24 protein-coding genes and 1 other RNA gene are annotated in these 24,991 nt (G+C 68.7%); 5 read left to right on the top strand and 20 right to left on the bottom strand.

What is annotated here, in order from left to right; genetic code table 11:
* Positions 1-82 precede the first annotated feature (82 nt).
* Genes ftsA through mraZ form a run of 13 tightly spaced genes read right to left on the bottom strand, consistent with a single transcriptional unit; the run spans position 83 to position 14,411 of the window.
* Positions 83-1,318 (bottom strand): cell division protein FtsA, encoded by a 1,236-nt coding sequence (gene ftsA, locus ABE473_RS11470; protein ID WP_017355446.1) that lies wholly within the window; start codon positions 1,316-1,318, stop codon positions 83-85.
* Positions 1,315-2,067 carry a cell division protein FtsQ/DivIB gene (locus ABE473_RS11465; RefSeq protein WP_293984920.1) on the bottom strand — a complete coding sequence of 251 codons (753 nt, stop codon included), beginning with the start codon at positions 2,065-2,067 and terminating at the stop codon, positions 1,315-1,317. Before ABE473_RS11465 ends, ftsA begins: the two co-directional genes overlap by 4 nt.
* On the bottom strand, positions 2,064-3,047 hold the full coding sequence (locus ABE473_RS11460) for a D-alanine--D-alanine ligase (protein ID WP_346489556.1): 984 nt from the start codon (positions 3,045-3,047) through the stop codon (positions 2,064-2,066). Before ABE473_RS11460 ends, ABE473_RS11465 begins: the two co-directional genes overlap by 4 nt.
* Entirely contained in the window at positions 3,044-4,480 is a 1,437-nt protein-coding gene (gene murC, locus ABE473_RS11455) for a UDP-N-acetylmuramate--L-alanine ligase (protein ID WP_176990397.1), read from the bottom strand. The genes ABE473_RS11460 and murC overlap by 4 nt, the downstream gene beginning before the upstream one ends.
* 37 nt (positions 4,481-4,517) lie before the next feature.
* On the bottom strand, positions 4,518-5,612 hold the full coding sequence (gene murG, locus ABE473_RS11450; RefSeq protein WP_346489555.1) for an undecaprenyldiphospho-muramoylpentapeptide beta-N-acetylglucosaminyltransferase: 1,095 nt from the start codon (positions 5,610-5,612) through the stop codon (positions 4,518-4,520).
* Positions 5,609-6,937 (bottom strand): putative lipid II flippase FtsW, encoded by a 1,329-nt coding sequence (ftsW, locus tag ABE473_RS11445; protein WP_346489554.1) that lies wholly within the window; start codon positions 6,935-6,937, stop codon positions 5,609-5,611. Before ftsW ends, murG begins: the two co-directional genes overlap by 4 nt.
* Positions 6,937-8,022 carry a phospho-N-acetylmuramoyl-pentapeptide-transferase gene (mraY, locus tag ABE473_RS11440; RefSeq protein WP_088433957.1) on the bottom strand — a complete coding sequence of 362 codons (1,086 nt, stop codon included), beginning with the start codon at positions 8,020-8,022 and terminating at the stop codon, positions 6,937-6,939. The genes ftsW and mraY overlap by 1 nt, the downstream gene beginning before the upstream one ends.
* Entirely contained in the window at positions 8,012-9,406 is a 1,395-nt protein-coding gene (gene murF, locus ABE473_RS11435; protein ID WP_346489553.1) for a UDP-N-acetylmuramoyl-tripeptide--D-alanyl-D-alanine ligase, read from the bottom strand. The genes mraY and murF overlap by 11 nt, the downstream gene beginning before the upstream one ends.
* On the bottom strand, positions 9,403-10,884 hold the full coding sequence (locus ABE473_RS11430; protein ID WP_346489552.1) for a UDP-N-acetylmuramoyl-L-alanyl-D-glutamate--2,6-diaminopimelate ligase: 1,482 nt from the start codon (positions 10,882-10,884) through the stop codon (positions 9,403-9,405). The genes murF and ABE473_RS11430 overlap by 4 nt, the downstream gene beginning before the upstream one ends.
* A complete protein-coding gene (locus ABE473_RS11425; RefSeq protein ID WP_346489551.1) occupies positions 10,881-12,725 on the bottom strand; it encodes a penicillin-binding transpeptidase domain-containing protein in 1,845 nt (614 codons plus the stop codon). Before ABE473_RS11425 ends, ABE473_RS11430 begins: the two co-directional genes overlap by 4 nt.
* Entirely contained in the window at positions 12,722-12,985 is a 264-nt protein-coding gene (gene ftsL / locus ABE473_RS11420) for a cell division protein FtsL (protein WP_123728341.1), read from the bottom strand. Before ftsL ends, ABE473_RS11425 begins: the two co-directional genes overlap by 4 nt.
* Complete coding sequence (gene rsmH / locus ABE473_RS11415) at positions 12,982-13,950, bottom strand: 16S rRNA (cytosine(1402)-N(4))-methyltransferase RsmH (protein WP_346489550.1); 969 nt, start codon at positions 13,948-13,950, stop codon at positions 12,982-12,984. Before rsmH ends, ftsL begins: the two co-directional genes overlap by 4 nt.
* Positions 13,951-13,964: 14 nt before the next feature.
* On the bottom strand, positions 13,965-14,411 hold the full coding sequence (mraZ, locus tag ABE473_RS11410; RefSeq protein ID WP_176990404.1) for a division/cell wall cluster transcriptional repressor MraZ: 447 nt from the start codon (positions 14,409-14,411) through the stop codon (positions 13,965-13,967).
* Between the two features lie 324 nt (positions 14,412-14,735).
* Between mraZ and ABE473_RS11405 the strand changes: the two genes are divergently transcribed.
* Positions 14,736-15,497: an NRDE family protein gene (locus ABE473_RS11405; RefSeq protein WP_346489549.1), complete on the top strand. Its 762-nt coding sequence runs from the start codon at positions 14,736-14,738 to the stop codon at positions 15,495-15,497.
* 296 nt (positions 15,498-15,793) lie between these two features.
* Here ABE473_RS11405 and rnpB read toward each other — a convergent pair.
* Both rnpB and rsmI read right to left on the bottom strand, forming a co-directional pair.
* Positions 15,794-16,144, bottom strand: an RNA gene (gene rnpB, locus ABE473_RS11400) — RNase P RNA component class A.
* A 38-nt stretch (positions 16,145-16,182) separates the two neighbouring features.
* Positions 16,183-17,004 carry a 16S rRNA (cytidine(1402)-2'-O)-methyltransferase gene (gene rsmI / locus ABE473_RS11395; protein WP_346489548.1) on the bottom strand — a complete coding sequence of 274 codons (822 nt, stop codon included), beginning with the start codon at positions 17,002-17,004 and terminating at the stop codon, positions 16,183-16,185.
* Between the two features lie 79 nt (positions 17,005-17,083).
* Between rsmI and ABE473_RS11390 the strand changes: the two genes are divergently transcribed.
* The 4 genes from ABE473_RS11390 to ABE473_RS11375 are packed head-to-tail and all read left to right on the top strand — an operon-like array spanning position 17,084 to position 21,103.
* On the top strand, positions 17,084-18,805 hold the full coding sequence (locus ABE473_RS11390) for a penicillin-binding protein activator (RefSeq protein ID WP_346489547.1): 1,722 nt from the start codon (positions 17,084-17,086) through the stop codon (positions 18,803-18,805).
* A 5-nt stretch (positions 18,806-18,810) separates the two neighbouring features.
* Positions 18,811-19,179, top strand: a complete 369-nt coding sequence (locus ABE473_RS11385; RefSeq protein ID WP_176990454.1) for a YraN family protein — start codon at positions 18,811-18,813, stop codon at positions 19,177-19,179.
* Positions 19,179-19,715 carry a metal-dependent hydrolase gene (locus ABE473_RS11380; RefSeq protein ID WP_346489546.1) on the top strand — a complete coding sequence of 179 codons (537 nt, stop codon included), beginning with the start codon at positions 19,179-19,181 and terminating at the stop codon, positions 19,713-19,715. Before ABE473_RS11385 ends, ABE473_RS11380 begins: the two co-directional genes overlap by 1 nt.
* Before the next feature lie 2 nt (positions 19,716-19,717).
* Positions 19,718-21,103: an FAD-linked oxidase C-terminal domain-containing protein gene (locus tag ABE473_RS11375; protein WP_346489545.1), complete on the top strand. Its 1,386-nt coding sequence runs from the start codon at positions 19,718-19,720 to the stop codon at positions 21,101-21,103.
* 14 nt (positions 21,104-21,117) lie between these two features.
* Here ABE473_RS11375 and thiL read toward each other — a convergent pair whose 3' ends face one another.
* The 5 genes from thiL to ABE473_RS11350 form a co-directional block, all read right to left on the bottom strand.
* Positions 21,118-22,092: a thiamine-phosphate kinase gene (gene thiL / locus ABE473_RS11370; RefSeq protein WP_346489544.1), complete on the bottom strand. Its 975-nt coding sequence runs from the start codon at positions 22,090-22,092 to the stop codon at positions 21,118-21,120.
* An 8-nt stretch (positions 22,093-22,100) separates the two neighbouring features.
* The gene (gene nusB, locus ABE473_RS11365; RefSeq protein ID WP_176990411.1) at positions 22,101-22,580 is read right to left on the bottom strand and encodes a transcription antitermination factor NusB; all 480 of its coding nucleotides are present in this window, start codon (positions 22,578-22,580) and stop codon (positions 22,101-22,103) included.
* Positions 22,577-23,044: a 6,7-dimethyl-8-ribityllumazine synthase gene (gene ribH / locus ABE473_RS11360; protein WP_019182514.1), complete on the bottom strand. Its 468-nt coding sequence runs from the start codon at positions 23,042-23,044 to the stop codon at positions 22,577-22,579. The genes nusB and ribH overlap by 4 nt, the downstream gene beginning before the upstream one ends.
* A 183-nt stretch (positions 23,045-23,227) precedes the next feature.
* Positions 23,228-24,343: a 3,4-dihydroxy-2-butanone-4-phosphate synthase gene (ribB, locus tag ABE473_RS11355; RefSeq protein WP_346489543.1), complete on the bottom strand. Its 1,116-nt coding sequence runs from the start codon at positions 24,341-24,343 to the stop codon at positions 23,228-23,230.
* Entirely contained in the window at positions 24,340-24,942 is a 603-nt protein-coding gene (locus ABE473_RS11350) for a riboflavin synthase (protein WP_176990414.1), read from the bottom strand. Before ABE473_RS11350 ends, ribB begins: the two co-directional genes overlap by 4 nt.
* Between the last annotated feature and the right edge of the window lie 49 nt (positions 24,943-24,991).

Raw genomic sequence — 24,991 nt, 5'->3', positions numbered from 1 at the left:
GTGCCGGTGGTGCGTGGACTACGTGGATTTTTCGGGGACTGCTTATCGCTTATTGCATGTGTACTGCGTGTTGCGACCGCGATCAGAATTCGCCGCGGAACCAGGTTTTGAGTTTCTTGAACATGCTGCCGGCGCGGCCGGTGGGCAGCGACGGGCGACGCGGGTGTTCGATCTGGCTGCCCATCAGCAGCAGGCCGACGCCGGTGGCGTGCACCGGGTTGCCGACCACTTCGCCCAGCCCGGTGACGTGCTGCGGGATGCCCACGCGCACCGGCATCTGCAGCATTTCCTCGGCCAGTTCGACCACGCCTTCCATCTTCGAGGCGCCACCGGTGAGCACCATGCCGGCACGCACCAGTTCCTCGAAGCCGGAGCGACGCAGTTCGGCCTGCACCATCTCGAAGATTTCCTCATAACGGCCCTGCACCGCCTGGGCGAGTGCGTGGCGCGGCATCCGGCGCGGCGGACGATCGCCGACGCTGGGCACCTGGATGCTTTCCTCGGCGGTGGCCAGCTGGGCCAGGGCGCAGGCATAGCGCACCTTGATCTGCTCGGCTTCCGGGGTGGGTGTGCGCAGCATGTGCGCGATGTCGTTGGTGACGTGGTCGCCGGCGATCGGCAACGACGCGGTGTGGCAGATCGCGCCCTGCACGAACACGGCCAGGTCGGTGGTGCCGGCGCCCATGTCGACCAGCACCACGCCGAGCTCGCGCTCGTCGGCGGTCAGCACGGCCACGCTGGAGGCCAGCGAGGACAGCACCAGGTCATCGACCTGCAGGCCGCAGCGCTGCACGCACTTGGAGATGTTGGCCGCGGCCGACTGTGCGCACACCACCAGGTGGGCGTGAACTTCCAGGCGCACGCCGGTCATGCCGACCGGATTGCGGATGCCTTCCTGCGAATCGTCCAGCACGTATTCACGCGGGATCGCATGCAGGATTTTCTGGTCGGCCGGGATCGCCACCGCCTTGGCCGCGTCCAGCACGCGATCCAGGTCGCCCCAGGTCACTTCGCCGTCGCGGATCGGCACGATGCCGGGCGAGTTCTTGCACTGCACGTGGTTGCCGGAGATCGAGGCATACACCGAGCGGATCTCGCATCCGGCCATCAGCTCGGCTTCTTCGACCGCACGCTGGATGGACTGCACGGTCGATTCGATATCGACCACCACGCCGCGCTTGAGACCGCGCGATTCGTGCGAGCCGATGCCGATGACCTCGATCGGATTGCCCGGCGAATACTCGCCGACCAGCGCCACCACCTTGGAGGTGCCGATATCCAGACCGACGATCAGTGATTTGTCACCCTTGCGATTCATGTCCTGTCCTGCGTCCTGTGCGCCACATTGGCCGGCGCGGCCGGTGCGGCCGGAGCCGGGGTACCCCAGCTCAGCGTGAAACCATTGGTGTATCGGAGGTCGGCGCGCTCGATCGGCGCCGCCTGGTTGGCCAGCTGCGGCAGCACGCGCACGAAGCGCTGCAGGCGCGAACGGGCATCGTCGCGGCCGACGACCACTTCGGTGCCGTTGCTCAACACCAGCGACCAGCTGCCGCGTGCGTCCATGGTGACCCGCTTGACGTCCACCCCGGCCGGCGCGAACAGCGCGCGCGCGTCGTTGTAGAGCGCCACCACTTCTTCGGTCTGGCTGTCCGGACCATCGAGGTCGGGCAGCTCCAGGTCCTGCAGCTTCTTCGGCGTGGCGAACAGCTTGCCCTGCTCGGAGAGCAGGCGGTCATTGCCCCAGCGCGCGAACGGCTTGTGCTCGACCAGGGTGATTTCCAGCACGTCGGGCCACTGCTTGCGGACCTGCGCGCTTTCGACCCACGGCAGGGTTTCGATCGCGTCCTGCGCATCCTGCAGCTTGACCGCGAAGAAACCGGACTTCGCATACGGCAGCACGACCTGCTGCAGCTGCTCGGCCGGCACCCGCTTGAACTCACCGTGCACGCGCAGCTTGGCCAACGGCCACCGCTCGGCACCGACCCAGCCGTTGAGCACCGCCACCACGGGCAGTGCCACGACCGACAGGGCCAGCAACCAGACGAAGATGCGCAGCACCGCGTTCATGCGTGGCTGTTCTCCTGCGCTGCGTGACCCGGCAGGGTCTGCTCGAGCACGCGCCAGACCAGCTCTTCAAAGCCGATCCCGGCCTGGCTCGCCGACTTGGGCACCAGCGAATGGCTGGTCATGCCCGGCGCGGTGTTCACTTCCAGCAGGTAGAAGCGGCCCGTGCCGCGGTCGCGCATCACGTCCACCCGGCCCCAGCCACGGCAGCCGGCGGCGCGGAACGCGGCCAGTGCGAGGCGGCGGATCTCGATTTCGTCTTCGCCGTCCAGGCCCGGGCACAGGTACTGGGTGTCCTCGGCGATGTACTTGGCGTTGTAGTCGTACCACTGGCCCTTGGGCACGATGCGGATCGACGGCAGCGCCTGGTCGCCCAGGATCGCCACGGTCAGCTCGTCGCCGACCACCATCTGCTCCATCAGCAGCTGGCCGTCGTAACGCACGGCCAGCGCGACCGCCTCATCCAGCCCGGCGTCTTCGGTGACCCGGCTGATGCCGACGCTGGACCCTTCGTTGGCCGGCTTCACCACCACCGGCAGGCCGAGTTCGGCGGCGGCGGCGTGGACATCGGCGGCCTGGTCCAGCGCGATGAAGCGCGGGGTCGGCAGGCCATGCGACAACCACACCTGCTTGGTGCGGATCTTGTCCATGCTCAGCGCCGAACCGAGCACGTCCGAGCCGGTGTACGGCACGCCGAAGGCTTCCATCAAGCCCTGCACGATGCCGTCCTCGCCACCGCCGTTGTGGCCATGGAGGATGTTGAACACGCGGTCGAAGCGCTTCTCGACCAGCGCGAGCGCCAGGGCCGGGATGCCGTCGACCGCGATCGCATCGACGCCGCGCGCGCGCAGCGCTTCGATCACGTTGCGGCCGGAATCCAGCGAGACGTTGCGCTCGCTGGAGGTACCGCCCAGCAGAACGGCGACGCGGCCGAACAGGGCCGGGTCGGTGATGCGCAGCGGCGGGAAGGTCAGCGTGTTCATGCGGCCGGAGTCTCCTGGAAGCCTTCACCGGCGATCTGCTGGGCGATGTAGCCGATGTCACCTGCACCCATCATCAGCAGCAGGTCACCGTCCTGCAGCACGTCGGGCAGCACGTGCGCCAGTTCGGCGGCATTGCCGACCACGACCGGCTCGCTGCGGCCGCGCGCGCGGATCGCGCGGGCCAGCGAACGCGAATCGGCGCCGGGGATCGGCGCTTCGCCGGCCGGGTAGACCTCGCTCAGCACCAGCGCGTCCACTTCGGACAGCACCGCGGCGAAGGCATCGAACTGATCGCGGGTACGGCTGTAACGGTGCGGCTGGAACGCGACCACCAGGCGCTGGCTCGGCCAGCCACCCCGGGCGGCGGCGAACACGGCGGCCAGCTCACGCGGGTGGTGGCCGTAGTCGTCGATCACGCGGACCTTGGCGCCGGTGTGCGTGGTGACGATGCCGAGGTCATTGAAGCGGCGGCCGATGCCGGCGAAGCTCTCCAGCGCACGCGCGATCGCTTCCGGCGCCACGCCGAGCTGCCAGCCCACGGCCGCGGCGGCCAGGGCATTGAGCACGTTGTGCGCGCCCGGCAGGGCCAGCGTCACCGGGTGGCTGCTGCCTTCCGGCAGGCGCAGGGTGAAATGCATGCGCGGGCCGTCCTGGACCACGTCTTCGGCACGCACATCGGCGTTGCTGCTCATGCCATAGCTCATGACATGGCGCGGCGTCTGCGCGGCCAATGCGGCCACTTCCGGATCGTCGATGCACAGCACCGCCAGCCCGTAGAACGGCAGGCGCTGCAGGAATTCCGCGAACGCAGCCTGGACCCGGGCGAAATCGTTGCCGTAGTTTTCCAGGTGGTCCGAATCGATGTTGGTGATCACCGACACCAGCGGGTTCAGGCGCAGGAAGCTGCCATCGCTTTCGTCGGCTTCCGCCACCAGCCACTGGCCACCGCCGAGCTTGGCGTTGGCACCGGCGGCGAGCAGCTGGCCGCCGATCACGAAGGTCGGGTCCAGCCCGCCTTCGCTCAACACCGCGGCGGTGAGGCTGGTGGTGGTGGTCTTGCCATGCGTACCGGCCACCGCGATGCCGCGGCGGAAGCGCATCAGTTCGGCCAGCATCGCCGCGCGCGGCATGATCGGAATGCGCTGGCTGCGCGCTTCCATCAGTTCCGGATTGTCATCGCGGATCGCGCTGGAGACGACCACGCAGTCGGTGCCGAGCACGTTGGCCGCCGAGTGGCCGCGCATCACGCGCGCGCCCAGGCCGGCCAGGCGGCGGGTCGCGGCGTTGTCGGCGTTGTCCGAACCGGACACTTCATAGCCCAGCGTCAGCATCACTTCAGCGATGCCGCTCATGCCGGTGCCGCCGATGCCGACGAAGTGCACGCGCGGGAACGCGCGTACCAGGTCGTTGGTGTCGTGGAGGCGGCGGATCATGCGCGGCCTCGCGCCAAGCTGGCGCGCGTAGCGGTGTTCATTTGGATTCCTCGAGAATGATGTCGGCGATGCGTTCAGCGGCATCGACCTTGGCCAGGGCACGCGCGGCGTTGGCCATCTGCATGCGTCGGGCGGAATGTTCGGACAATTCGCGCAACACACCTTCCAGCTGTGTCGCCAGCGTTTCATCCTGCTTCAGCAACACGGCAGCGCCGCGCTCGACCAGATACTCCGCATTGCGGGTCTGGTGATCGTCGACGGCCGCCGCGAACGGCACCAGCACGCTGCCCACGCCAACCGCGCACAGCTCGGCCAGGGTGGAGGCGCCGGAGCGGCACACGACCAGATCGGCCCAGGCGAATGCCTCGGCCATATCGGCAATGAACGGTTCCACGCTGGCCTGCACGCCGGCATCGGCATACGCCTGCAGCGCTTCGGCATGCAGCTTCTCGCCGCTCTGGTGGCGTACCTGCACCGGCATGCCGGTGCCCAGCGTGGCCAGTGCCTTGGGCACCGCGTTGTTGAGCACGCGTGCCCCCTGGCTGCCACCGAGCACCAGCAGGCGCAACGGGCCCTGCCGGTTGGCCAGGCGCAGCTCGGGCGGGGTGATCGCGGCGATCTCGGCGCGGACCGGATTGCCGACCGCCTCCTCCCGCTGCGCGAAGCTGCCCGGGAAGCCGGCCAACACGCGACGCGCGACGCGCGACAGCACGCGGTTGGTCAAGCCCGGGGCGCGGTTCTGTTCATGCACCAGCAGCGGCAGGCCATGCAGGCGCGCGGCGATGCCGCCGGGGCCGGAGGCGTAGCCACCGAACGCGATCACCGCACGCGGCTGGCGATCACGGATGACGAACCCGGCCGCGCGGATCGCACGCAGCAGGCGCAGCGGCGCGCCGAGCAGGGCCAGCCTGCCCTTGCCGCGCAGGCCGCCGATGGCCAGCGTATCGATGTGGATGCCCTGCTGCGGCACCAGGCGCGTTTCCATCGCGCCATCGGCACCCAGCCAGGTGACCGGCACGCCGCGTTCGCGCAACACCTTGGCCACGGCCAGGCCGGGGAAGATGTGCCCACCGGTGCCGCCGGCCATGATCATGACCGGGCGCTGGGAGGGATCGAGGCGAGGCGTGCTCATCCCATCCTCCCGAGCGTCGGTTCGATGCGCTGCTGCATGCGGCTGGTGCCACGGGGTGCACTGTCACGCGGTGCCGCGTCGCGTGCGGCGCTGTCCTGCATCGCCGCGGCGACCGCGCTCGCGCTGTCGGCCTTGGGCATATCTCCCTGCAGCGGGCCATCCTGGTCGGCGCCCATGCGCACGGCCTGGCGGCGCTCGGCGCGGTCCAGTTCATAGGACACGCGCAGCAACAGGCCCATCGCCACGCAGGTCATCAGCACGCTCGAGCCGCCGGAGGAGATCAGCGGCAGGGTCAGGCCCTTGGTCGGCAGGATGCCGAGGTTGACCCCGATCGAAACGAAGCTCTGCATGCTGATCCACAGGCCGATGCCGAAGGCGATGTAGCCGGAGAAGTGGCGCTTCATTTCCACGCAGCGCATGCCCAGCCAGAAGGTGCGGCCGACCAGCAGCGCATACAGCGAAATGATCAGGCAGGTGCCAAGGAAACCCAGCTCCTCGGCGGTGACCGAGAAGATGAAGTCGGTATGCGCTTCGGGCAGGTAATAGAGCTTCTGCACCGAGTTGCCCAGGCCCACGCCGGTCCACTCGCCACGGCCCACGGCCATCAGCGCATTGGACAGCTGGTAGCCGTCACCCTGCTGATCAGCCCACGGGTCCAGGAAGGAGGTGATGCGGCGCATGCGGTACGGTTCGATGATCGCCAGCGCGCTCATGCCGACCATGCCGATGATCACCGGCATGGACATGCGCGGCATGTTGACCCCGCCCAGCACCAGCATGCCGGCGGTGATCGCCAGCAGCAGGGTGGAAGAACCGAAGTCCGGCTGCAGCAGCAGCAGCACGACCAGCGCGCCGGCCACGCCGAGCGGCTTGAGCATCGCCGGCCAGGTGGCATTGACCTCGTCGCGGAAGCGGACGAGATAGCTGGACAGCCACACGATGTAGAGCACCTTGACCGCTTCGACGGTCTGGAACTTGGAGATGCCCAGGTTGATCCAGCGGCGGGCACCGTTGACGCTGCTGCCCAAGCCGGGGATGAACACCACCACCAGCAGCGCGAAGCAGCCCAGCAGCAGGATCTGGTTGTACTGCTCGATGCTCTTGAGCTCGGTGCGCATGGCGATGATCGCCAGGCCGATACCCACCGCCAGGAAGATCAGGTGGCGGTTGAGGTAGTAGAACGGACTGCTCATCAGCGCGATCGAGCTCGACGCGACCATCACCACGCCCAGCCCGGTGAGCGTGATGATCGCGCCCAGCAGCCACTTGTCGAAGTGGCCTCCGATGGCTTCCAGGCGGGTGGCTTGGCGCGACAGGTCGTTCATCAGCGGACCTTCAACGTGGCCAGGCCGATCAGGACCAGCACGACCGAGATGATCCAGAAACGCACGATCACGCGCGGCTCCGGCCAGCCCTTCAGTTCGAAGTGGTGGTGGATCGGCGCCATGCGGAACACGCGCTTGCCGGTCAGCTTGAACGAGGCGACCTGGATCATCACCGACAGGGTCTCGATCACGAACACGCCGCCCATCACCACCAGCACCAGTTCCTGGCGGGTGATCACCGCGATCGTGCCCAGCACCGCACCCAGCGCCAGCGCGCCGATGTCGCCCATGAAGACCATGGCCGGATAGGTGTTGAACCACAGGAAGCCCAGGCCGGCGCCGGCGATCGCCGCGCAGATGATGACCAGCTCACCGGCACCCGGGATCTGCGGAATCTGCAGGTAGCTGGAGAACACCACGTTGCCCGAGGCATAGGCGAACACGCCCAGTGCGCACGCGACCAGCACGGTCGGCATGATCGCCAGCCCGTCCAGGCCGTCGGTCAGATTGACCGCGTTGGAGAAGCCGACGATCCAGAAATACGCGATGGCCACGAAGCTGATGCCGGCCAGCGGCAGCGCGATCGACTTGAACATCGGGATGTAGAACGTCATCGCCGCCGGGACATCGGCGGTGTAGAACAGGAACAGACCCGCGGCCAGGCCGAAGATCGACTGCAGCAGGTACTTCCAGCGCGACTTCAGGCCGTTCGGGTCGCGGCGGACGATCTTGATCCAGTCGTCGTACCAGCCGATCGCGCCGAAGCAGAGCATCACGGCGAGCACCAGCCAGACGTAACGGTTGCGCAGGTCGGCCCACAGCAGCACCGACAACGTGATCGTCAGCAGGATCAGCGAGCCGCCCATGGTCGGCGTGCCGGCCTTGGCGAAATGGGTCTGCGGACCATCCGTACGGATCGGCTGACCACCCTTGAACTGGGCGAGCTTGCGGATCATCGCCGGGCCGAGCCACAGCGACAGGAACAGGGCGGTCAGCGCCGCGAGGATGCCGCGCAGGGTCAGGTAGCCGAACAGCCCGAACAGGCTCTCCAACTGCTGCAGCCATCGGGCCAGTTCAAGCAACATTGGGGGTTTCCTCTCCTTGCGCGAGCAGCGCTTTGACGATCGTGTCCATGGCGCTGCCGCGCGAGCCCTTGACCAGGCAGCGCACGCCGGCATGCAGTTCGCTGGCGAGCGCGGCGGCCAAGGCCGGGTGGCTCTGGAAATGCTGGCCGCCTTCACCGAAGGCGGTCGACGCGGCGGCGCTCAGCGGGCCGAGCGTGTACAGCCGCTTCAGGCCGGCCTCGCGGGCACGGCGGCCGGCCTGGGCATGCAGCGCCTCGCCGTCCGGGCCGAGTTCGCGCATGTCGCCCAGCACCAGCCAGCCTTCTTCCTTCGCGCCGGCCAGGGCATCGATGGCGGCCGCCAGCGAGCCCGGGTTGGCGTTGTAACTGTCATCGACCAGCACCGCGCCGCTCGGCAGCTGGTGCGCGATCTGGCGGCCCGGGACCGGCTCGGCGCGGGCCAGCCCGGCGGCGATCTGCGCCAGCGTGATGCCAGCGGCCAGTGCCAGCGAGGCGGCGGCCAGCGCATTGCTGATGTTGTGCCGGCCCGGCAGGCCCAGCGTGATCTCCGCATCGCCCTGCGGCGTGGACAGCACGAACTGGCTGCCCTGCGCGGCCGGACGGATCGCACGCGCGCTGACATCGGCGCTGTGGTCCAGGCCGTAACGCAGCACGCGGCAGCGCGGTGGCTGGCCGACGATGTGCTGTTCGAACCAGATCCCGAAGGCGTCATCGGCATTGATCACGGCCACGCCATCGGAAGGCAGCGCCGCATAGATCGCGCCCTTGGTGGTGGCCACGCCCTGCAGGCTGCCCATGCGTTCCAGATGCGCCGGGGCGATGTTGTTCACCAGCGCGTAGTGCGGGCGCACGATCTCGGTCAGGTAGGCGATGTCGCCCGGCTTGCCGGCGCCCATCTCGTAGACGGCGAAATCGGCGTCTTCGGGCGCGTCGAGCACGGCCAGCGGCAGGCCGATCTCGTTGTTGCGGTTGCCCGGGTTGGCGTAGACCACCTTGCGATCGTCATGCGCGACCTGTTCCAGGATCGCCAGCAGCAGGCTCTTGACGCTGGTCTTGCCGTTGCTGCCAGTGATCGCGAACACCGCGGTGTCGCGGTCACGCTGCATGCCGGCGGCAATGCGTCCCAGGGCATGCTCGCTGTCGGCGACCACGATCTGCGGCAGGCCCACATCCAGCAGGCGCTCGACCAGCATCGCCGAGGCACCGCGCGCCAGGGCGTCGGCCGCGAAGTCATGGCCATCGAAGCGCTCGCCACGCAGGGCCACGTACAGGCTGCCCGGGGCGAGCGTGCGGGTGTCATTGCTGATGGCGTCGATGGCGGTGTCTTCGCCATGGATCTCGCCACCGGCCCAGTGGGCGATCAGCGACAGCGGAGTGCGCTTCATTCGTGCACCCCCGCGCGTGCGGCCAGCACACGGCCGGCCACTTCGGTGTCATCGAAGGCGTGCTTGACCCCGTGGGTCTCCTGGTAGGGCTCGTGGCCCTTGCCGGCGATCAACACGATGTCGCCCGCGCCGGCCTGGCCGATCGCGGTGGCGATCGCGGCGGCGCGGTCGCGCTGCACGGTGACGGCAGCGGGTGCATCAAATCCCTTGAGGATGTCGGCCACGATCACGTCGCCGTCTTCGCCGCGCGGGTTGTCGTCGGTGACGATGACCACGTCGGCATGCCGTTCCGCGATGGCGGCCATCTGTGGACGCTTGCCGGTATCGCGCTCTCCGCCGCAGCCGAACACGCAGACCAGCCGCCCGGCCAGATGGCCCTGCACGCTGGTCAAGGCCTGTTCCAGTGCATCCGGGGTGTGGGCGTAATCGACCACGACGGTGGGCAGGCCGCCCTCACCGACCAGGCGGTTCATGCGGCCGGCAATCGGCTGCAGCTGCGAAAGCAGCGCGGCGATCGCGGCCGGGGCGTGGTCCAGCGCATGCAGCGCACCGGCGACCGCCAGCAGGTTGTCGACATTGAAACGACCCAGCAGCGGCGACTGCACCGGATGCCGCTGGCCGTCGACCAGCAGGTCGAAGGCGATGCCGCGGCCGTCCAGGGTGAGCGAATCGGCGCGCAGGGTCGCCTGCGCGGCACCGCGCGAGCTCACGCCGATCGGGCGCACGCTGTCGCCAACGGTGCGCAGCAGTTCGCTGCCGAAGCTGTCATCCAGATTGACCACGGCGGCCTTGAGTCCGTCGCGGTGGAACAGCTTGGCCTTCGCCGCGCCGTACTGCGCCATGTCGCCGTGATAGTCGAGATGGTCGCGGGTGAGATTGGTGAACACTGCCACGTCGTAATGGACGGCATCCACGCGGCCCTGGTCGAGCGCATGCGAACTGACTTCCATCGCCACGGCCTGGGCGCCGCCGTCGCGCAGCTGGGCCAGCACTTCGTGCATCTGCAGCACCAGCGGCGTGGTGAAGCCGGTCGGCACGACATCGCCATAAAGACCGACGCCCAGCGTGCCGATGCTGCCACTGCGGGTGCCGAGCAGGTGCCAGGCCTGGGCCAGCAGCTGCACGGTGGAGGTCTTGCCGTTGGTGCCGGTCACGCCGACCATCGTCATCGCGCGCGAGGGATGGCCGTGGAACTGGTCGGCCATCGCCCCCATGCGGTGGCGCAGTCCCGGCACGGCAATCGCATCGATCGGCGCCGGCAGTTCGGCCGGGGCCGGCGGCTCGAACAGGATCGCCCCGGCGCCATTGGCGCGGGCCTGGTCGACAAAGCCTAGCCCGTGCGCGCCGAAGCCGGCGATCGCCACGAAGGCATTGCCCGGGCGCACCGCGCGGCTGTCCAGCACCAGGCCGGTGATGGTCGGGTCGTGGCTCAGCGCCACATCGGGAAGCAACTGCGACAGCAACATCATCTGGCTCATTGCGTGCCTCCCTGCGCGGGCGGCACTGTGGCGTGCGCGCTGGGCAGCGCGGCATCGAATTCTGCGGCGGCGTCGGGCGCGATCACCGTTTCCGGTGGCGGCGTCGGCAACGACGAGGCGGTATGCCCCAGCTTTCCGGACTGCTGCGCGGCCAGCCACGACTCGATGTCATCCGGCGGCACGTCCATCAGGCGCAGCGCGCCCTCCATGACGTTGTGGAACACCGGCGCGGACACCAGGCCGCCGTAGTACTTGCCGCCCTGCGGGTCGTTGATCACGATGACCGTGGCGAAGCGCGGATTGGTGGCCGGCACCACGCCGGCGAACAGCGCGTTGTAATGCCCGCGCTCATACCCGCCCGGCCCGGCCTTGCGCGCGGTACCGGTCTTGCCGGCCACGTGGTAACCCAGCACCGCCGCCTGCTTGGCGCCGCCCTGGGTGACCACGGTCTCCATCATCGCCACGACTTCCTTGGCGATGTTCTCGTCGATGATCTGCTTGCCTTCGTTACGCTGGCCCTTGACGAAGGTCGGCGCGATCAACTTGCCGCCGTTGCCCAGCGCCGAATAGGCGGTCGCGATCTGCAGCGGGCTGACATTCAGGCCGTAGCCGTAGGACATGGTGGTTTTGGACGGACCACTCCAGCGCGCCGGGCGCGGCAGCACGCCGGCCGATTCGCCGGGGAAGCCGCTGTGCGGAGCGACGCCATAGCCGAAGCTGTGGATGTGGTCGTAGAAGACCTGGTCCGGCATCTTGGCCGCGATCTTGGCCGCGCCGATGTTCGAGCTGCGGGTGATCACGCCGGTGACGTTGAGTACGCCATTGTTCCGCGGCACATCCTTGATGGTGTAGCGGCCAAGCGCCATGTAGCCCGGGTTGGTGTCCACCGTGGTGTCCTTGGTGACCACGCCGGACTGCAGCGCCGAGGCGATGGTCAGCGGCTTCATGGTCGAACCCGGCTCGACCAGGTCGGTCACCGCGCGGTTGCGGCGGGTGTCCGGTGCCGCGCCACCCACGGCATTGGGGTTGTAGGTCGGCAGGTTGACCATGGCCAGGATCTCGCCGGTGGCGACGTCCATGATCACCATCGAGCCACCCGCGGCCTTGTTCTCGATCAGCGCGTTGCGCAGCTCCTTGAAGGCCAGGAACTGGATGCGGCGGTCGATGCTGAGGGTGAGGTCCTTGCCCGGCTCGGCGGCGCGCAGCAGATCGCTCTCCACCGTGTCGCCCTTGCGGTTGCGGATCACGCGCTTGGCGCCGGCCTTGCCGCGCAGCCATTCGTCGAAGGCCAGCTCCAGCCCTTCCTGGCCGCGGTCGTCGATGTTGGTGAAGCCGAGCACGTGCGCCATCGCCTCACCCTGCGGGTAGAAGCGGCGGAACTCGCGCTGCGAGGCCACGCCCGGGATCTTCAGCGCGACCACTTTTTCCGCGTCGTCCGGATTGATCCGGCGGCGCAGATACATGAATTCCTTGTCCGCCTTCTGCGAGAGCTTGGAGGTCAGCTCATCCAGCGGCATGCCCAGCGCGGTGGCCAGCTCGGGGATGCGGTCCGGCGAGCGCAGCAGTTCCTGCGGGTTGACCCAGATCGAGGCGACCGGAGTGGACACCGCCACCGGCTCGCCGTTGCGATCGGTGATCATGCCGCGCGAGGTGTTGATCGGGAGTTCGCGCAGATAACGGGCTTCGCCCTGGCGCTGGTAGAACTCGCTGTTGATGATCTGCACGTAGGCGGCACGGCCGACCAGCGAGACCGAACACAGGCCGAGCGCCAGCCCCACCCACTTCAGGCGCTGGCGGAGGTTGAAGCTGTTGCGCGCACGGTTGCGGCCGGATTTGTTCATGGCCGGATCACCACGACATCGGCCGCTTCGGGGAACTTCATGCCCAGGCGCTCGCGGGCGACGCGGTCGACCCGGGTCGCCTCGGCCAGGGTGGCCTGCTCGAGCTGCAGGCGACCGAACTCGATGTTGATCTCATCGCGCGCACGCTCGACCCGGGACAACTCCACGAAGGTCTGGCGGTGGCGATGGCGCATGAACACCACGCCGATCGCCGAAGCGATGGTGCAGGCCAGCAGCACGATCAACAGCAGGCGGCTCATCCGGCCACCCCGCGCTTCTCGGCGACGCGCAGCACGGCGCTGCGCGAGCGCGGATTGACCGCCAGCTCATCGTCTTCGGCCTTGATGGCGCCACCGTGCAGGTCCAGGGTCGGCACGAACGCGGCCAGCTCGGGCAGCCGGCGATTGCTCGGCGGGGCTTTGGCGTGGCGGTTCATGAACTGTTTGACGATGCGGTCTTCCAGCGAATGGAAGCTGATCACCGCCAGCCGGCCACCGGGCTTGAGCCGCGCCATCGCCGCGTCCAGGCCCGCCTCAAGGTCGGCCAATTCGCGGTTGATATGGATGCGGATCGCCTGGAAGCTGCGCGTGGCCGGGTGGATTTTGTCCTTGCCACGCGGCATCACCGAGGCGATCAACTCGGCCAGCTCGGCGGTGCGGGTGAAGGGTTGCTTGTCGCGGCGGGCGACGATGGCCTTGGCGATGCGGCGGCCCTGGCGCTCTTCGCCGTAGGTCCACAGCACGTCCATCAGCTCGCGCTCTTCAACGCGGTTGAGCCACTGCGCCGCGCTTTCGCCGCTGTCCGGGTCCATGCGCATGTCCAGCGGGCCGTCCTTGCCGAAGCTGAAACCGCGCTCGGCGACATCCAGCTGGGGCGAGGACACGCCCAGGTCGAACAGCACGCCATCCAGGCCCTCGGCGGTGGCGTCCCAGTGCAGCAGGTCGGCGAAGCTGCCACGGAAGATCGAGACGCGCGGGTCCGGCGCGAAATCACGCTCGGCTACCGCAATCGCCTCGGGATCCTTGTCCATGACCAGCAGCCGGCCTCCAGGACCGAGTTGCTCGAGCACGCCGCGGGCGTGACCGCCACGACCAAACGTGCCATCGAGATACACTCCGTTTTCGATCACCTTCAGGCCATCCAGGACCTGCGTGTACAGGACCGGCAGGTGGCCCGCCGGCGACTGCGACACCGGAAGGTGACCGGTCTGCGCTGCTCCGCGCATCCGGGCACCCCGGCTCACAACTTCAGGTCGAGCAACCCATCGCCGAGATCCTCGTCAGACAACGTCTGCTGGATCAACGCGCGATGAGCCTGCTCGCTCCACAATTCGAATTTGTCGCCCATACCGAGCAGCACCGCCTTCTTTTCAATACCAACGGCACCACGGTGGCTGGCAGGAATACTGATGCGGCCGTTGGCGTCCAGCTCCAGATGCGCGGCCGAACCGACCAGCTTCTGTTGCAGCAGACGCACGACGCGCTGTGTGTTGGGCTTGGACATGACGTCGTCACGGACGCGTTCCCATTCCTGTTCGGCGTACAGCCACAGACAGCCGGACTCGAACGGGTTGTAGGTCAGGACCAGACGGTTGTTGCTCACACGCGCGACAAGGTCGCGATGCGCGGTCGGAACCGCCATGCGCCCTTTGTCGTCAACAGTGATGGCCGTCTCGCCTTGAAACACGACGTTTTCACCTTTCCTTCGCCCGGTGAAACATTGAACCACGAAAAACCACAAAAAACCCGGTTTCCCCTCTGATGCCCACCTTAGCAGTGCCGATTGGGTTGTCAACAACTTTGCGAAGGGGAAATCACTTTGAACATCAAGGGCTTGCAGCAATCTTTAGAGACTTGTTCAAGGCTTATCCACAAGTTGCTGTTTCGTCTCATTTTTTGAGATTTCGCCGAAGTTCAGGCCTGTGGAGACCGCGTGAAACATCGACCCGTATTCAGTCCGGGCCCGGTCGCCATCGCCTCGGCGCTGCGCAGAACCGCCACACTATGAGGCATGTGTCTGCTCGCCCTTGCCTGGAAAACGCACCCCCGCTGGCAGCTGGTGATGGCCGGCAACCGCGATGAATTCCACACGCGGCCTACCGCCGCCCTGCACCGCTGGGCCCGACCGGACGACGGCGTCGCCGCCGGTCGCGACCTGCGCTCGGGCGGAAGCTGGGCCGGGATCGGGGCGGATGGAAGGATGGCGGTGGTGACCAACGTGCGTGACCCCCTCGCCCTGCAGACCGGCCCGTCCCGCGGCGCGCTGGTGGCCGACTACCTGCGCGACGACGCGCCCGCCGCCCTGTTCGCCGACCAGCTCGCCCGGCGGGCGGTGGAGTTCGCTCCCTTCAATCTCCTGCTGGCCGACCGCGACAGCTGCCAGTTCCTCGGCAACCACCCGCTGCACCGGCAATCGCTGGCCCCGGGCATCCACGGCATGTCCAACGGCCCGCTGGACGCGCCTTGGCCGAAAACTGTGACATTGAACGCCGCCCTGGGCGCGTGGGTGGACCTGGGCAGCGACGACCTGAGTCCGCTGTGGGACGCCCTGCGCGATGAGACCCGCGCCGACGACCGCGCGCTGCCGGATACGGGGATCGGCCTGGAGCGCGAACGCTGGTTGTCGTCCGCCTTCATCCGCAGCCCCGAGTACGGCACCCGCGCCAGCACGATCATCGCGCTGGACGCCGACGGCCACGGCTTCATCGCCGAGCGGCGGTTCGATGCGGAGGGTGTCTGTGTGGGTGAGACAACGCTGGCAGCGCACGGCTGAGCGGGGTCGGCACAGCGCCGTGATCAGCGGGCACCCAAAGCCCAGGACAATCAAGCGGAGCAACAGCCCCCTTTAGTAAAGGGGGCGCGCCGTCAGGCGCGGGGAATTGGAGAGCAGTAAGCCGGGGCCCGCGGTTTGCACCGCAAACCGTGGGGCTTCTTCGCGCATGCGAAGGAGCGCTACCCCTTTAGTAAAGGGGGCGCGCCGTCAGGCGCGGGGAATTGGGCGCTGGTGGCGCCCGGGGCCCACGGTTTGCACCGCAAACCGTGGGGCTTCTTCGCGGCATCGCGAAGAAAGGGCGGAGCCGGCCGATAAGCCGGGTTTTGTCGTGGACAGTCATTCTTCTAGGCGCTGCGTCACCGCAGCGCTCAAGCAACCTACCCGGACCCGACGCGGGCCACGCCATTAGGTCCCTATTTGGTCTTGCTCCAGGTGGGGTTTGCCGTGCCGGTCTGTTGCCAGACTCGCGGTGCGCTCTTACCGCACCATTTCACCCTTACCGGCTCCCCGGAGGGAACGTAGGCGGTATCTTTCTGTTGCACTTTCCGTCGGCTCGCGCCGCCCAGGCGTTACCTGGCACCTTGCCCTGTGGAGCCCGGACTTTCCTCGGCATCCGCAAGGGATGACGCGACTGTCTGGCCGACTCCGCCGCGTACATTCTCCCACAAAACAAGGTCGCTCGCGGTTACCCGCCGTACAACGCCTTGCGCGGGGCACCGGTGATCTCCGCCGCCAGCTTGGCCGCGGTCGAGGGCGGCAGGTGCTCGCTCAGCTTGGCGTACAGGCGCCGGCCCTGGACCAGCTGGGCCTCCTCGTCGTCGGCCGCGCCCTGCACCATCACCACGAACTCGCCCTTGCGCTGGTTGTCGTCCGACTCGACCTGCTGCAGCAGCGAGGCCAGGTCCCCGTCCAGCACGGTCTCGAACAGCTTGGTCAGCTCACGCGCCAGCACCGCCGGGCGCTCCGGCCCGAACGCGGCGACCATGTCCGCCAGCGATTCGGTGATCCGGTGCGAGGATTCGTAGAACACCAGGGTGCGGGTTTCACCGGCCAGCGCATGCAGGCGCTCGCGGCGGCCGGAGGCCTTGGCCGGCAGGAAGCCTTCGAAGGTGAAGCGGTCGCTGGGCAGGCCGGCCACGCTGAGCGCGGCGATCGCGGCACAGGCACCGGGAATCGGGCTGACCCTGATCCCGGCTTCGCGCGCGGCGCGGACCAGGCGGTAGCCCGGATCGCTGACCAGCGGCGTGCCGGCATCACTGACCAGCGCCAGCGACTCGCCGGCCAGCAGGCGCGCCACGATCCGCTGCGACAACGCTTCTTCATTGTGGTCATGCAGCGCCACCAGCGGCTGCTGGATGCCGAAGTGGGCCAGCAGCTGGCCGGAGCGGCGGGTGTCCTCGGCGCAGATCGCGGCCACCGAACGCAGCACGTCCTGTGCGCGCGGGGTCAGATCGGCGAGGTTGCCGATCGGGGTGGCAACGACATACAGCGTGGGGACAGCACTCATCAGCGGCTCTTCCGTGGTCAAGGGTAGAATCGTACCGTTCCCCGGCCACGGCCGCTGCCCCCATCGAATGGACCTGATCATGAACAAGCCCGTCGTACGGATCTCCGCCCTTTCGTTGTCGTTGATGCTGCTTGCCGGCTGCGCCACGACCAGCTTCACCAGTGCGCCGGAATCACCGGCCCAGAGCCAGGCCCTGGCGCTGATCGAGCAGGGCAAGCCGCGCGATGCGGCGGTCCAGCTGGAAGCGCTGGCCAACACCCTGCGCGGCGGTGCCCGCAGCGCCGCCCTGGCCGATGCCGCGTTCGCCTGGCACGAAGCCGGCGATGCCGCCCGCGCCCGCACCCTGCTGGCCCAGGTCACCGCGCGCCAGCTCAGCGGCGCCAGCCTGCAGCGTTACCAGCTGACCACCGCCGAACTGGCCCTGGCCGACAAACAGCCGGCACAGGCGCTGGCCGCGCTGAAAGAACCGTCCGAAGCAGTGACGCCTGCGCTGCGTACGCGCTGGCAGCTGGCCCGCGCCAACGCATTGCAGGCCACCGGCGACAACCTCGGTGCCGCGCTCGAGCGCGCCCGTGCCCACGCCGCACTGACCGGCAAGGCGCGCGCCGACAACCAGCACGCCATCGCCGGCCTGCTCGGCACGCTGGACGATGCCACCCTGCGCGCCCGCACGGCGGCCTTGCCGGCCAACGAGCCGCTGTACAACTTCGCCGGCCGTGCGCTGATCGCCCGTGGCCTGCCGCTGCCGCGTCCGTTCGATCGCGAAGGCGCCGCGCAGTTCGATACCAGCAAGCGCCCGCCGGCGATGAGCGATGGCTACCGGCCGCCGGTGAAGATGGCCGTGCTGCTGCCGCTCAGCGGCCGCCTGGCCACTGCCGCGCAGCCGGTCCGCGACGGCCTGCTCAGTGGCTACTACGGTGAGACCCGCCGCCGCCCGGACATCCAGTTCATCGATACCGCCGGCACCGCCGCCGGTGCCGTGGCCGCCTACGACAAGGCAGTCACTGCCGGTGCCGATTTCATCGTCGGCCCGCTTGGCCGCGACGAAGTGGATGCCGTGTTCGGCCGCCGCGAGCTGCCGGTGCCGGTGCTCGCCCTGAACCGCGGCAAGGACACCCCACCGGCCGGCAGCGCTGGTTTCTCGCTGGCCCCGGAAGACGACGGCATCATCGCCGCCGAGTACCTGCGCGGCCGCGAGCGCAGCAAGGTGCTGGTGATCCACAGCAACGACGACAACGGCCGCCGTGCCGCCGCCGCCTTCCGCGAGCGCTTTGCGCAGCGCGGTGGCCAGGTGGTGGCCACGATCGGCGTGAGCGACACGGTCGGCGACATCGGTGCGCAGGTGCGCGGTGCTGGTGCCATCGATGGCGTGCTGCTGGCAGTCAAGGCCCCGCAGGCGCGTGCGCTGACCCCGCAACTGGCGCTGGCCGGTATCGGTGGCGCGACCCGCGTCGGCACCTCGCAGCTGACCATCGGTGCCGGCAAGCCCGAGGAGGACATGGCGCTGGACGGCATCGTCTATCCGAACGAAGCCTGGAACGTGCGCGGCGTGCCCGGCCTGCCGGCCGCCTCCACCGCCGGCCAGATCCTGCCTTCGGCGCGCGGCGCGTCCGGCCGCCTGTTCGCGTTCGGCTTCGATGCCTGGAAGATCAGCGCCTACCTGGACAAGGTCGCGACCGAAGGCGGCCTGGCCGGCGCCACCGGCACCCTGTTCCTGGACAGCAACGGCAACGTGCTGCGGGTGCCGGCGTGGTCGACCTTCAGCGGCGGCCGGCCGATGCCGATCGCCACCAGCAACTGAAGCACGTGCCGACCGGGCGCGCGGTGCGTGGCGCGGCGGTGGAAGCCGCCGCCCAGGCCCATCTCCGCGATGCCGGGCTGCGCCCGGTCACCACCAATGCGCGCTATCGCGGCGGTGAGATCGACCTGATCATGCGCGACGGCGATGTCGTCGTATTCGTGGAAGTGCGCTACCGCGCCAACGACCGCTTCGGTGGCGGCGCGGCCTCGGTGGATCGGCGCAAGCGACGCAAGCTGGTGCTGGCCGCGCAGCTGTTCCTGCAGTCGCATCCGTGGCTGGCCGAGCAGCCCTGCCGTTTCGACGTGGTCGAAGGCAGTGGCGATCCGCCGCAGCTGAACTGGCTGCGCGACGCGTTCCGGCTGGAAGACTGCTGATGCCCTCCATCTTCACCCACGCCGCCATTCCGCTGGCGCTGTGGTGCGCCACCGATCGCGGCCGCATCGCCACGCCATTGCTGGCCGCCGGCGTCGTCGCGGCCATGCTGCCGGATACCGACGTACTCGCCTTCGCGCTGCACATTCCCTATGCCGACAGCTTCGGCCATCGGGGCGCCAGTCATTCGATGCTGTTCGCCGCGCTGATGGCGTTGCTCGCCGCGCTGCTGCACCGCCGCCTGCGCGCCACGGCGGTGCAGGCGGCCGCGTTCGTCGGCCTCTGCGCGCTGTCGCACCCGTTGCTGGATGCGCTGACCTCCGGCGGTCTCGGCGTCGCGCTGTGGTGGCCGTGGAGTGGCGAACGCTTCTTCGCCCCGTGGCGACCGATCCGCGTCTCGCCCTTCGCGCCGCAGTTCTTCAGCGCGCGCGGCATGGCGACCGTCCTTTCCGAACTGCGCTGGGTCTGGCTGCCTCTCGCGCTGGCCGTGATCGGCTGGCGGGCGATCCAGCGTGCGCCCGTCAATTCCCGGACCTGATGATGACCCCTGCCCTGCCCGCTGCGTTCGCTGCCACCCTGCACGCCCTGCTGGGCGAGGACGGCTGGCGCACCGATGACCGCGCACTCGAGGCACATGCGCAGGACAACTCGTGGCGGCACACGCGTCCGGCCGGCGTCGCGTTCCCACGCGATCGCGAGCAGGTGGTCGCCCTGGTCCGCGCCTGCCGCGAGCACCACATCGCGCTGGTCGCGCGGGGCGCGGGCACCGGCACCACCGGCGCCGCGGTGCCGATCGAAGGCAGCATCGTGCTCTCGTTCGTGCGCATGAACCGCATCCTCGCCATCCAGCCCGGCGACCGCTGCGCGATCGTCGAACCCGGCGTGCTCAACGGCGACCTGCAGCAGGCGCTGATGCCGCACGGCCTGTTCTGGCCGCCGGATCCCTCCAGTGCGGAGATCTGCAGCATCGGCGGCAACCTCGCCTGCAATGCGGGGGGACCGCGCGCGGTGAAGTACGGCACCAGCCGCGACAACGTGCTCGGCCTGGTCGCGGTCACCGGCGCCGGCGAACTGATCACCTGCGGCGGCCCGTACACGAAGGACGCCACCGGTTACGACCTGACCCACCTGCTGGTCGGCAGCGAAGGCACGCTGGCGTTGATCGTGGAAGCCACCTTGAAGCTGACCCCGCTGCCAGTGACGCAGGCCGGGCTGCGCGTGCTCTACCGCGATGCGGATGCCGCCGCGCAGGCGGTGTCGCGCCTGATGGCGCAGCCGGTGGTGCCCACCCGCCTGGAATTCATGGATGCGCGCAGCCTTGAGCTGCTGCGACGCAACGGGGCCGAGGTGCCCGAAGCCGGCGCGATGCTGCTGGTGGAGGCCGACGGCGACCACGACACCCTGCCCTACCTGCTGCAGGCCCTGGCCGCGGCCGCCGAAGGCGACGGCCTGATCGCGCTGGACGTGGCGATGGAAGGCAGCGCGCGCGAAACCCTGTGGGCCGCGCGCAAGGCTCTGTCACCGGCGCTGCGCAGCATCGCCCCTGGCAAGATCAACGAAGACGTGGTGGTGCCGGTGTCGCGCATTCCCGCGCTGGTCGCCGGGGTGCAGGCGCTGTCGGCGGAGTTCGATCTGCCGATCGTCACCTTCGGCCATGCCGGCAACGGCAACCTGCACGTCAACATCCTCTACCACCCGGACGATGCCGGTGAGAACGCACGCGCGCATGCGGCGCTGCCGCGCGTGTTCGCGTTGACCCTCGCGCTGGGCGGCACGCTCTCCGGCGAACACGGCATCGGCCTGGCCAAACGCGATTTCATGGCGCAGGCGTTCACCCCGGCCACGCTGGCGGCGATGCGCGCGATCAAGGCCGCGCTGGATCCGGCGGGGATTCTCAACCCCGGGAAAGTACTGCCGCCGGTGTAAGCCGTTCTAACGGCCTAACGGCGTGCGGCGAAATGCTCGTAGCCACCATCGGTGGCGTCCGCATCGGCGCAGTGCACGCCCTGTCCTTCCACGATCCGCCCGATGCGGGTCAGCGGCAGGCCCAATGACGCCGACAAGGCCTCGATTCCCTCGCGCTGCGACGGCGCGACGGTGAAGCACAGTTCGTAATCATCGCCACCGCGCAGCGCGCAGTCGCGGGCGCCATCGCGCCCCAGCAGCGCGCGCAGCGCCGGTGAGATCGGCAATGCATCGGCATCGACCTCGGCGCGCACCTCGCTGCATGCGGCGATGTGGCCCAGATCGGCGAGCAGGCCATCGGAAATATCCACGGCCGCATGCGCGTACGCACGCAGGCGCAGGCCGAGCGTGACCCGCGGGGTCGGGCGCAGCAGGCGCTGGCGCAGGGTTTCGTCATCGCCGAGCAGGGTGGCGACCGCCACTTTCAACCGGTTCTGCTGCCACAGGCGCAGGGCGCCGGCTGCATCGCCCAGGCTGCCGCTGACCCAGATGTCGTCCCCCACCTGCGCACGATCGCGGCGCAGCGCCTGGCCGGGCGCGACCTGGCCCATCGCGGTGACCGACAGCGACAACGGCCCCCGCGTGGTGTCGCCCCCGATCAGCACGATGTCGTGTTCGTCGGCGAGCGCGAAGAAGCCATCGGCGAATGCCTCGATCCAGTCCGCGTCGGCATCCGGCAGGGACAGCGCCAACGTGCACCACGCCGGGCGGGCGCCCATCGCGGCGAGATCGGACAGGTTCACCGCCAGGGTTTTCCAGCCGACGTCGTAGGCCGGGGTTTCCGCCGGGAAATGCACGCCGCTGTTGAGCGTGTCGACGGTGACCACCAGCTGCTCACCCGCACGCGGCTGCAGCAGCGCCGCGTCATCGCCGATGCCGAGCACGACATCGGCCCGCGCGGTGGTGCGCGCACGGATGCGGTCGATCAGAGCAAATTCAGCAAGCGACATGCGGCGGATCAGTGACCCGATTCGACCTTGCGCCACTCGACGGAGGCGCGGTCCAGCACACCATTGACGTAGGTGTGGCCGTGCTCGGAACCGAAACGCTTGGCCGATTCGATCGCTTCATTGATCACGACGCGGTACGGCACGTCCAGGCGGAAGCGCATTTCATAGGCGGCCACGCGCAGCGCGGCGCGCTCGATCGCATCCACTTCTTCGATGCCACGGTCCAGGTACGGATCCAGCGCCGCGTCGAGATCCTTGCGGTTGTCGAGCACGCCGTGGACCAGCGCTTCGAAGTAGGCCAGATCGGCGACTTCGCGGGCCTGCTCGTGGGCGAACTGGGCGATCACGCTCTGCGCGTTGCCACCCGAAATCTGCCACGCATAGATCGCCTGCAGCGCACGACGACGGGCGCGCGAACGCAGCACCGGGTCGACGCCATCGCGGCGGACGGGCTTTCCAGCAGGCTTGCCCTGGTTTGACTTGTTCATGGCAGCTGCTCCAGAAGATTGACCATTTCCAACGCCGTCAGTGCGGCTTCCTCACCCTTGTTGCCGTGGCTGCCGCCCGCGCGGGCTTCGGCATCCTCGACCCGCTCCACCGCCAGCACGCCATTGAGCACCGGCACGCCGAAGTCCAGCTGCACGCGCATCAGGCCCTCGGCGCAGCGGTCGGCCACGTGTTCGTAATGGCGCGTATCGCCCCGGATCACGCAGCCCAGGGTGATGATCGCGGCATGCTGATGGGCCGCCGCCAGACGCGCGGCCACCAGCGGCAGTTCCCATGCGCCGGGCACGCGGATCACGTCGATGGCGGACTCGTCGATCCCATTGCCGGCCAGGCTCTGCCGCGCGCCGGCCACCAGCACGTCGGTGATGCGGGCGTTCCAGCGGCTGGCGAGGATGGCGAAACGGGCCTTTTCCGGTGTACGGAGGTCGCCTTCGTAATGGCTCATGTTCGGCGTGGGGTCCATTTAATAGATGAATATTCTAGCGCATGGCCGCGTGTAGCCGGCTTGCCGAGCGTTATGGGACGGGTCGGGTGGGAAAGCCCCCTGAGTCAGGGGGCTGCCGCGAAGCGGCGGGGGTCTGGGTGATGGTAAGAGGGGCCCGCGGTTTGCAAAGCAAATCGTGGGGCGTCAGCGCGCATGCGGTGACGTGTTCCCCACCGTCTCGACCACTTCCAGGCCGTAGCCGGCCAGGCCGATCTGGCGGCGCGGCGTGCCCAGCACGCGCAGCTTGCCCAGGCCCAGGTCGGACAGGATCTGCGCCCCCGCGCCGTTGCGGCGCCACTGGCTCACGTCCTTGTCCTTGCCGGGGGTGACCGGCGCCGGCTGCTGGCGCAGGCGGGCCAGCAGGCTGTTGGTGTCGCGCGGCGCGGACAGCACCACCATCACGCCGCGCTCGGCGGCGGCAATGGCGCGCAGGGCGTCGGTGGAGGCCACGCCGAAATCGTCGCGGCGCCAGTGCAGCAGGTCGGCCAGCGGGTTTTCGACCTGCACGCGGACCAGGGTCGGCTCGGCATCCGGGGTGCCGCGGACCAGCGCGAAGTGCAGGTCGTGGGCGATCCGGTCGCGGTAGGTGACCAGGGTGAACGGCCCGAACTCGGTCTCGATCCCGCGCTCGTCGACGCGCTCCACGGTCTTCTCGGTGGCCAGGCGGTACGCGATCAGGTCGGCGATCGAGCCCATCTTCAGGCCGTGCTCGCGGGCGAACACCTCCAGCTCCGGGCGGCGCGCCATGCTGCCATCCGGGTTCAGGATCTCCACCAGCACACCGGCCGGCTCCAGGCCTGCCAGCAGGGCCAGATCGACGCCGGCCTCGGTATGCCCGGCGCGGGTCAGCACGCCGCCCGGCTGGGCGATCAGCGGGAAGATGTGGCCCGGCTGGTGCAGGTCGGCCGGCTTGGCGTCCGGCTTCACCGCGGTGCGGATGGTGTGCGCACGGTCGTAGGCCGAGATGCCGGTGGTGACCCCTTCGGCGGCCTCGATGCTGACCGTGAAGTTGGTCTGGAACTGCGCGGTATTGGCCTGGACCATCGGCGCCAGGCCCAGGTCGGCGGCGCGCTCGCGGGTCAGCGGCAGGCACACCAGGCCCCGGCCATGGGTGACCATGAAGTTGATGTCCGAGGGCTTGACCAGCTCGGCGGCCATGATCAGGTCGCCTTCGTTCTCGCGGTCTTCGTCATCGACGATGACGACCATGCGGCCGAGGCGGATGTCCTCGAGGATCTCGGGGATGGGGGCGAAATTCATGCGCGTGCTCCTGCACCCAACAAACGTTCGACGTAACGGGCGACCAGATCGATCTCGAGATTGACCGCACTGCCGACGGCCGTCGCGGCGAAGGCGGTGTTGGCCACGGTGTGCGGGATCAGCGCGACCTCGAAGCCCTGCTCGTCCACTTCGTTGACGGTCAGGCTGACCCCGTCCACGCAGATCGAGCCCTTCTTGGCGATGTAGCGGAGCAGCGCGGCCGGCGCAGCAAAGCGCCAGCGCTGGGCACGCGCATCGTCATGCACCGACAGTACCTGGCCGAGGCCATCGACATGGCCGCTGACCAGATGACCGCCGAGGCGATCGGTCGGGCGCATCGCGCGTTCGAGATTGATGACGGCGCCGACGGCCAGCTGGCCCAGCGTGGTCAGGCCCAGCGTCTCGGTCGAGGCGTCGGCCTGGAAGCGGGTAGCGTCGTGCGCGATGACGGTGAGGCAGACCCCGTTGATGGCGATGCTCTCGCCCATCTGCACGTTCTCGAACGGCAGGGTGCCTACGTCAAAGGTAAAGCGGACATCGCCGCCAAGGGTGTCGCGTGCGGCCAGACGGCCGACGCCTTCGATGATTCCAGTAAACAAGGAACGTTCTCCGCGGAAAGTGAGCGAAAAACGCCGCAAGGCATATAGG

Source organism: Stenotrophomonas sp. TWI700 (assembly GCF_039673645.1).
Lineage (GTDB): Bacteria > Pseudomonadota > Gammaproteobacteria > Xanthomonadales > Xanthomonadaceae > Stenotrophomonas > Stenotrophomonas maltophilia_AA.
Note: the sequence above shows the minus strand (reverse complement) of the source record. Positions and strands in the feature narration are given on the sequence as shown.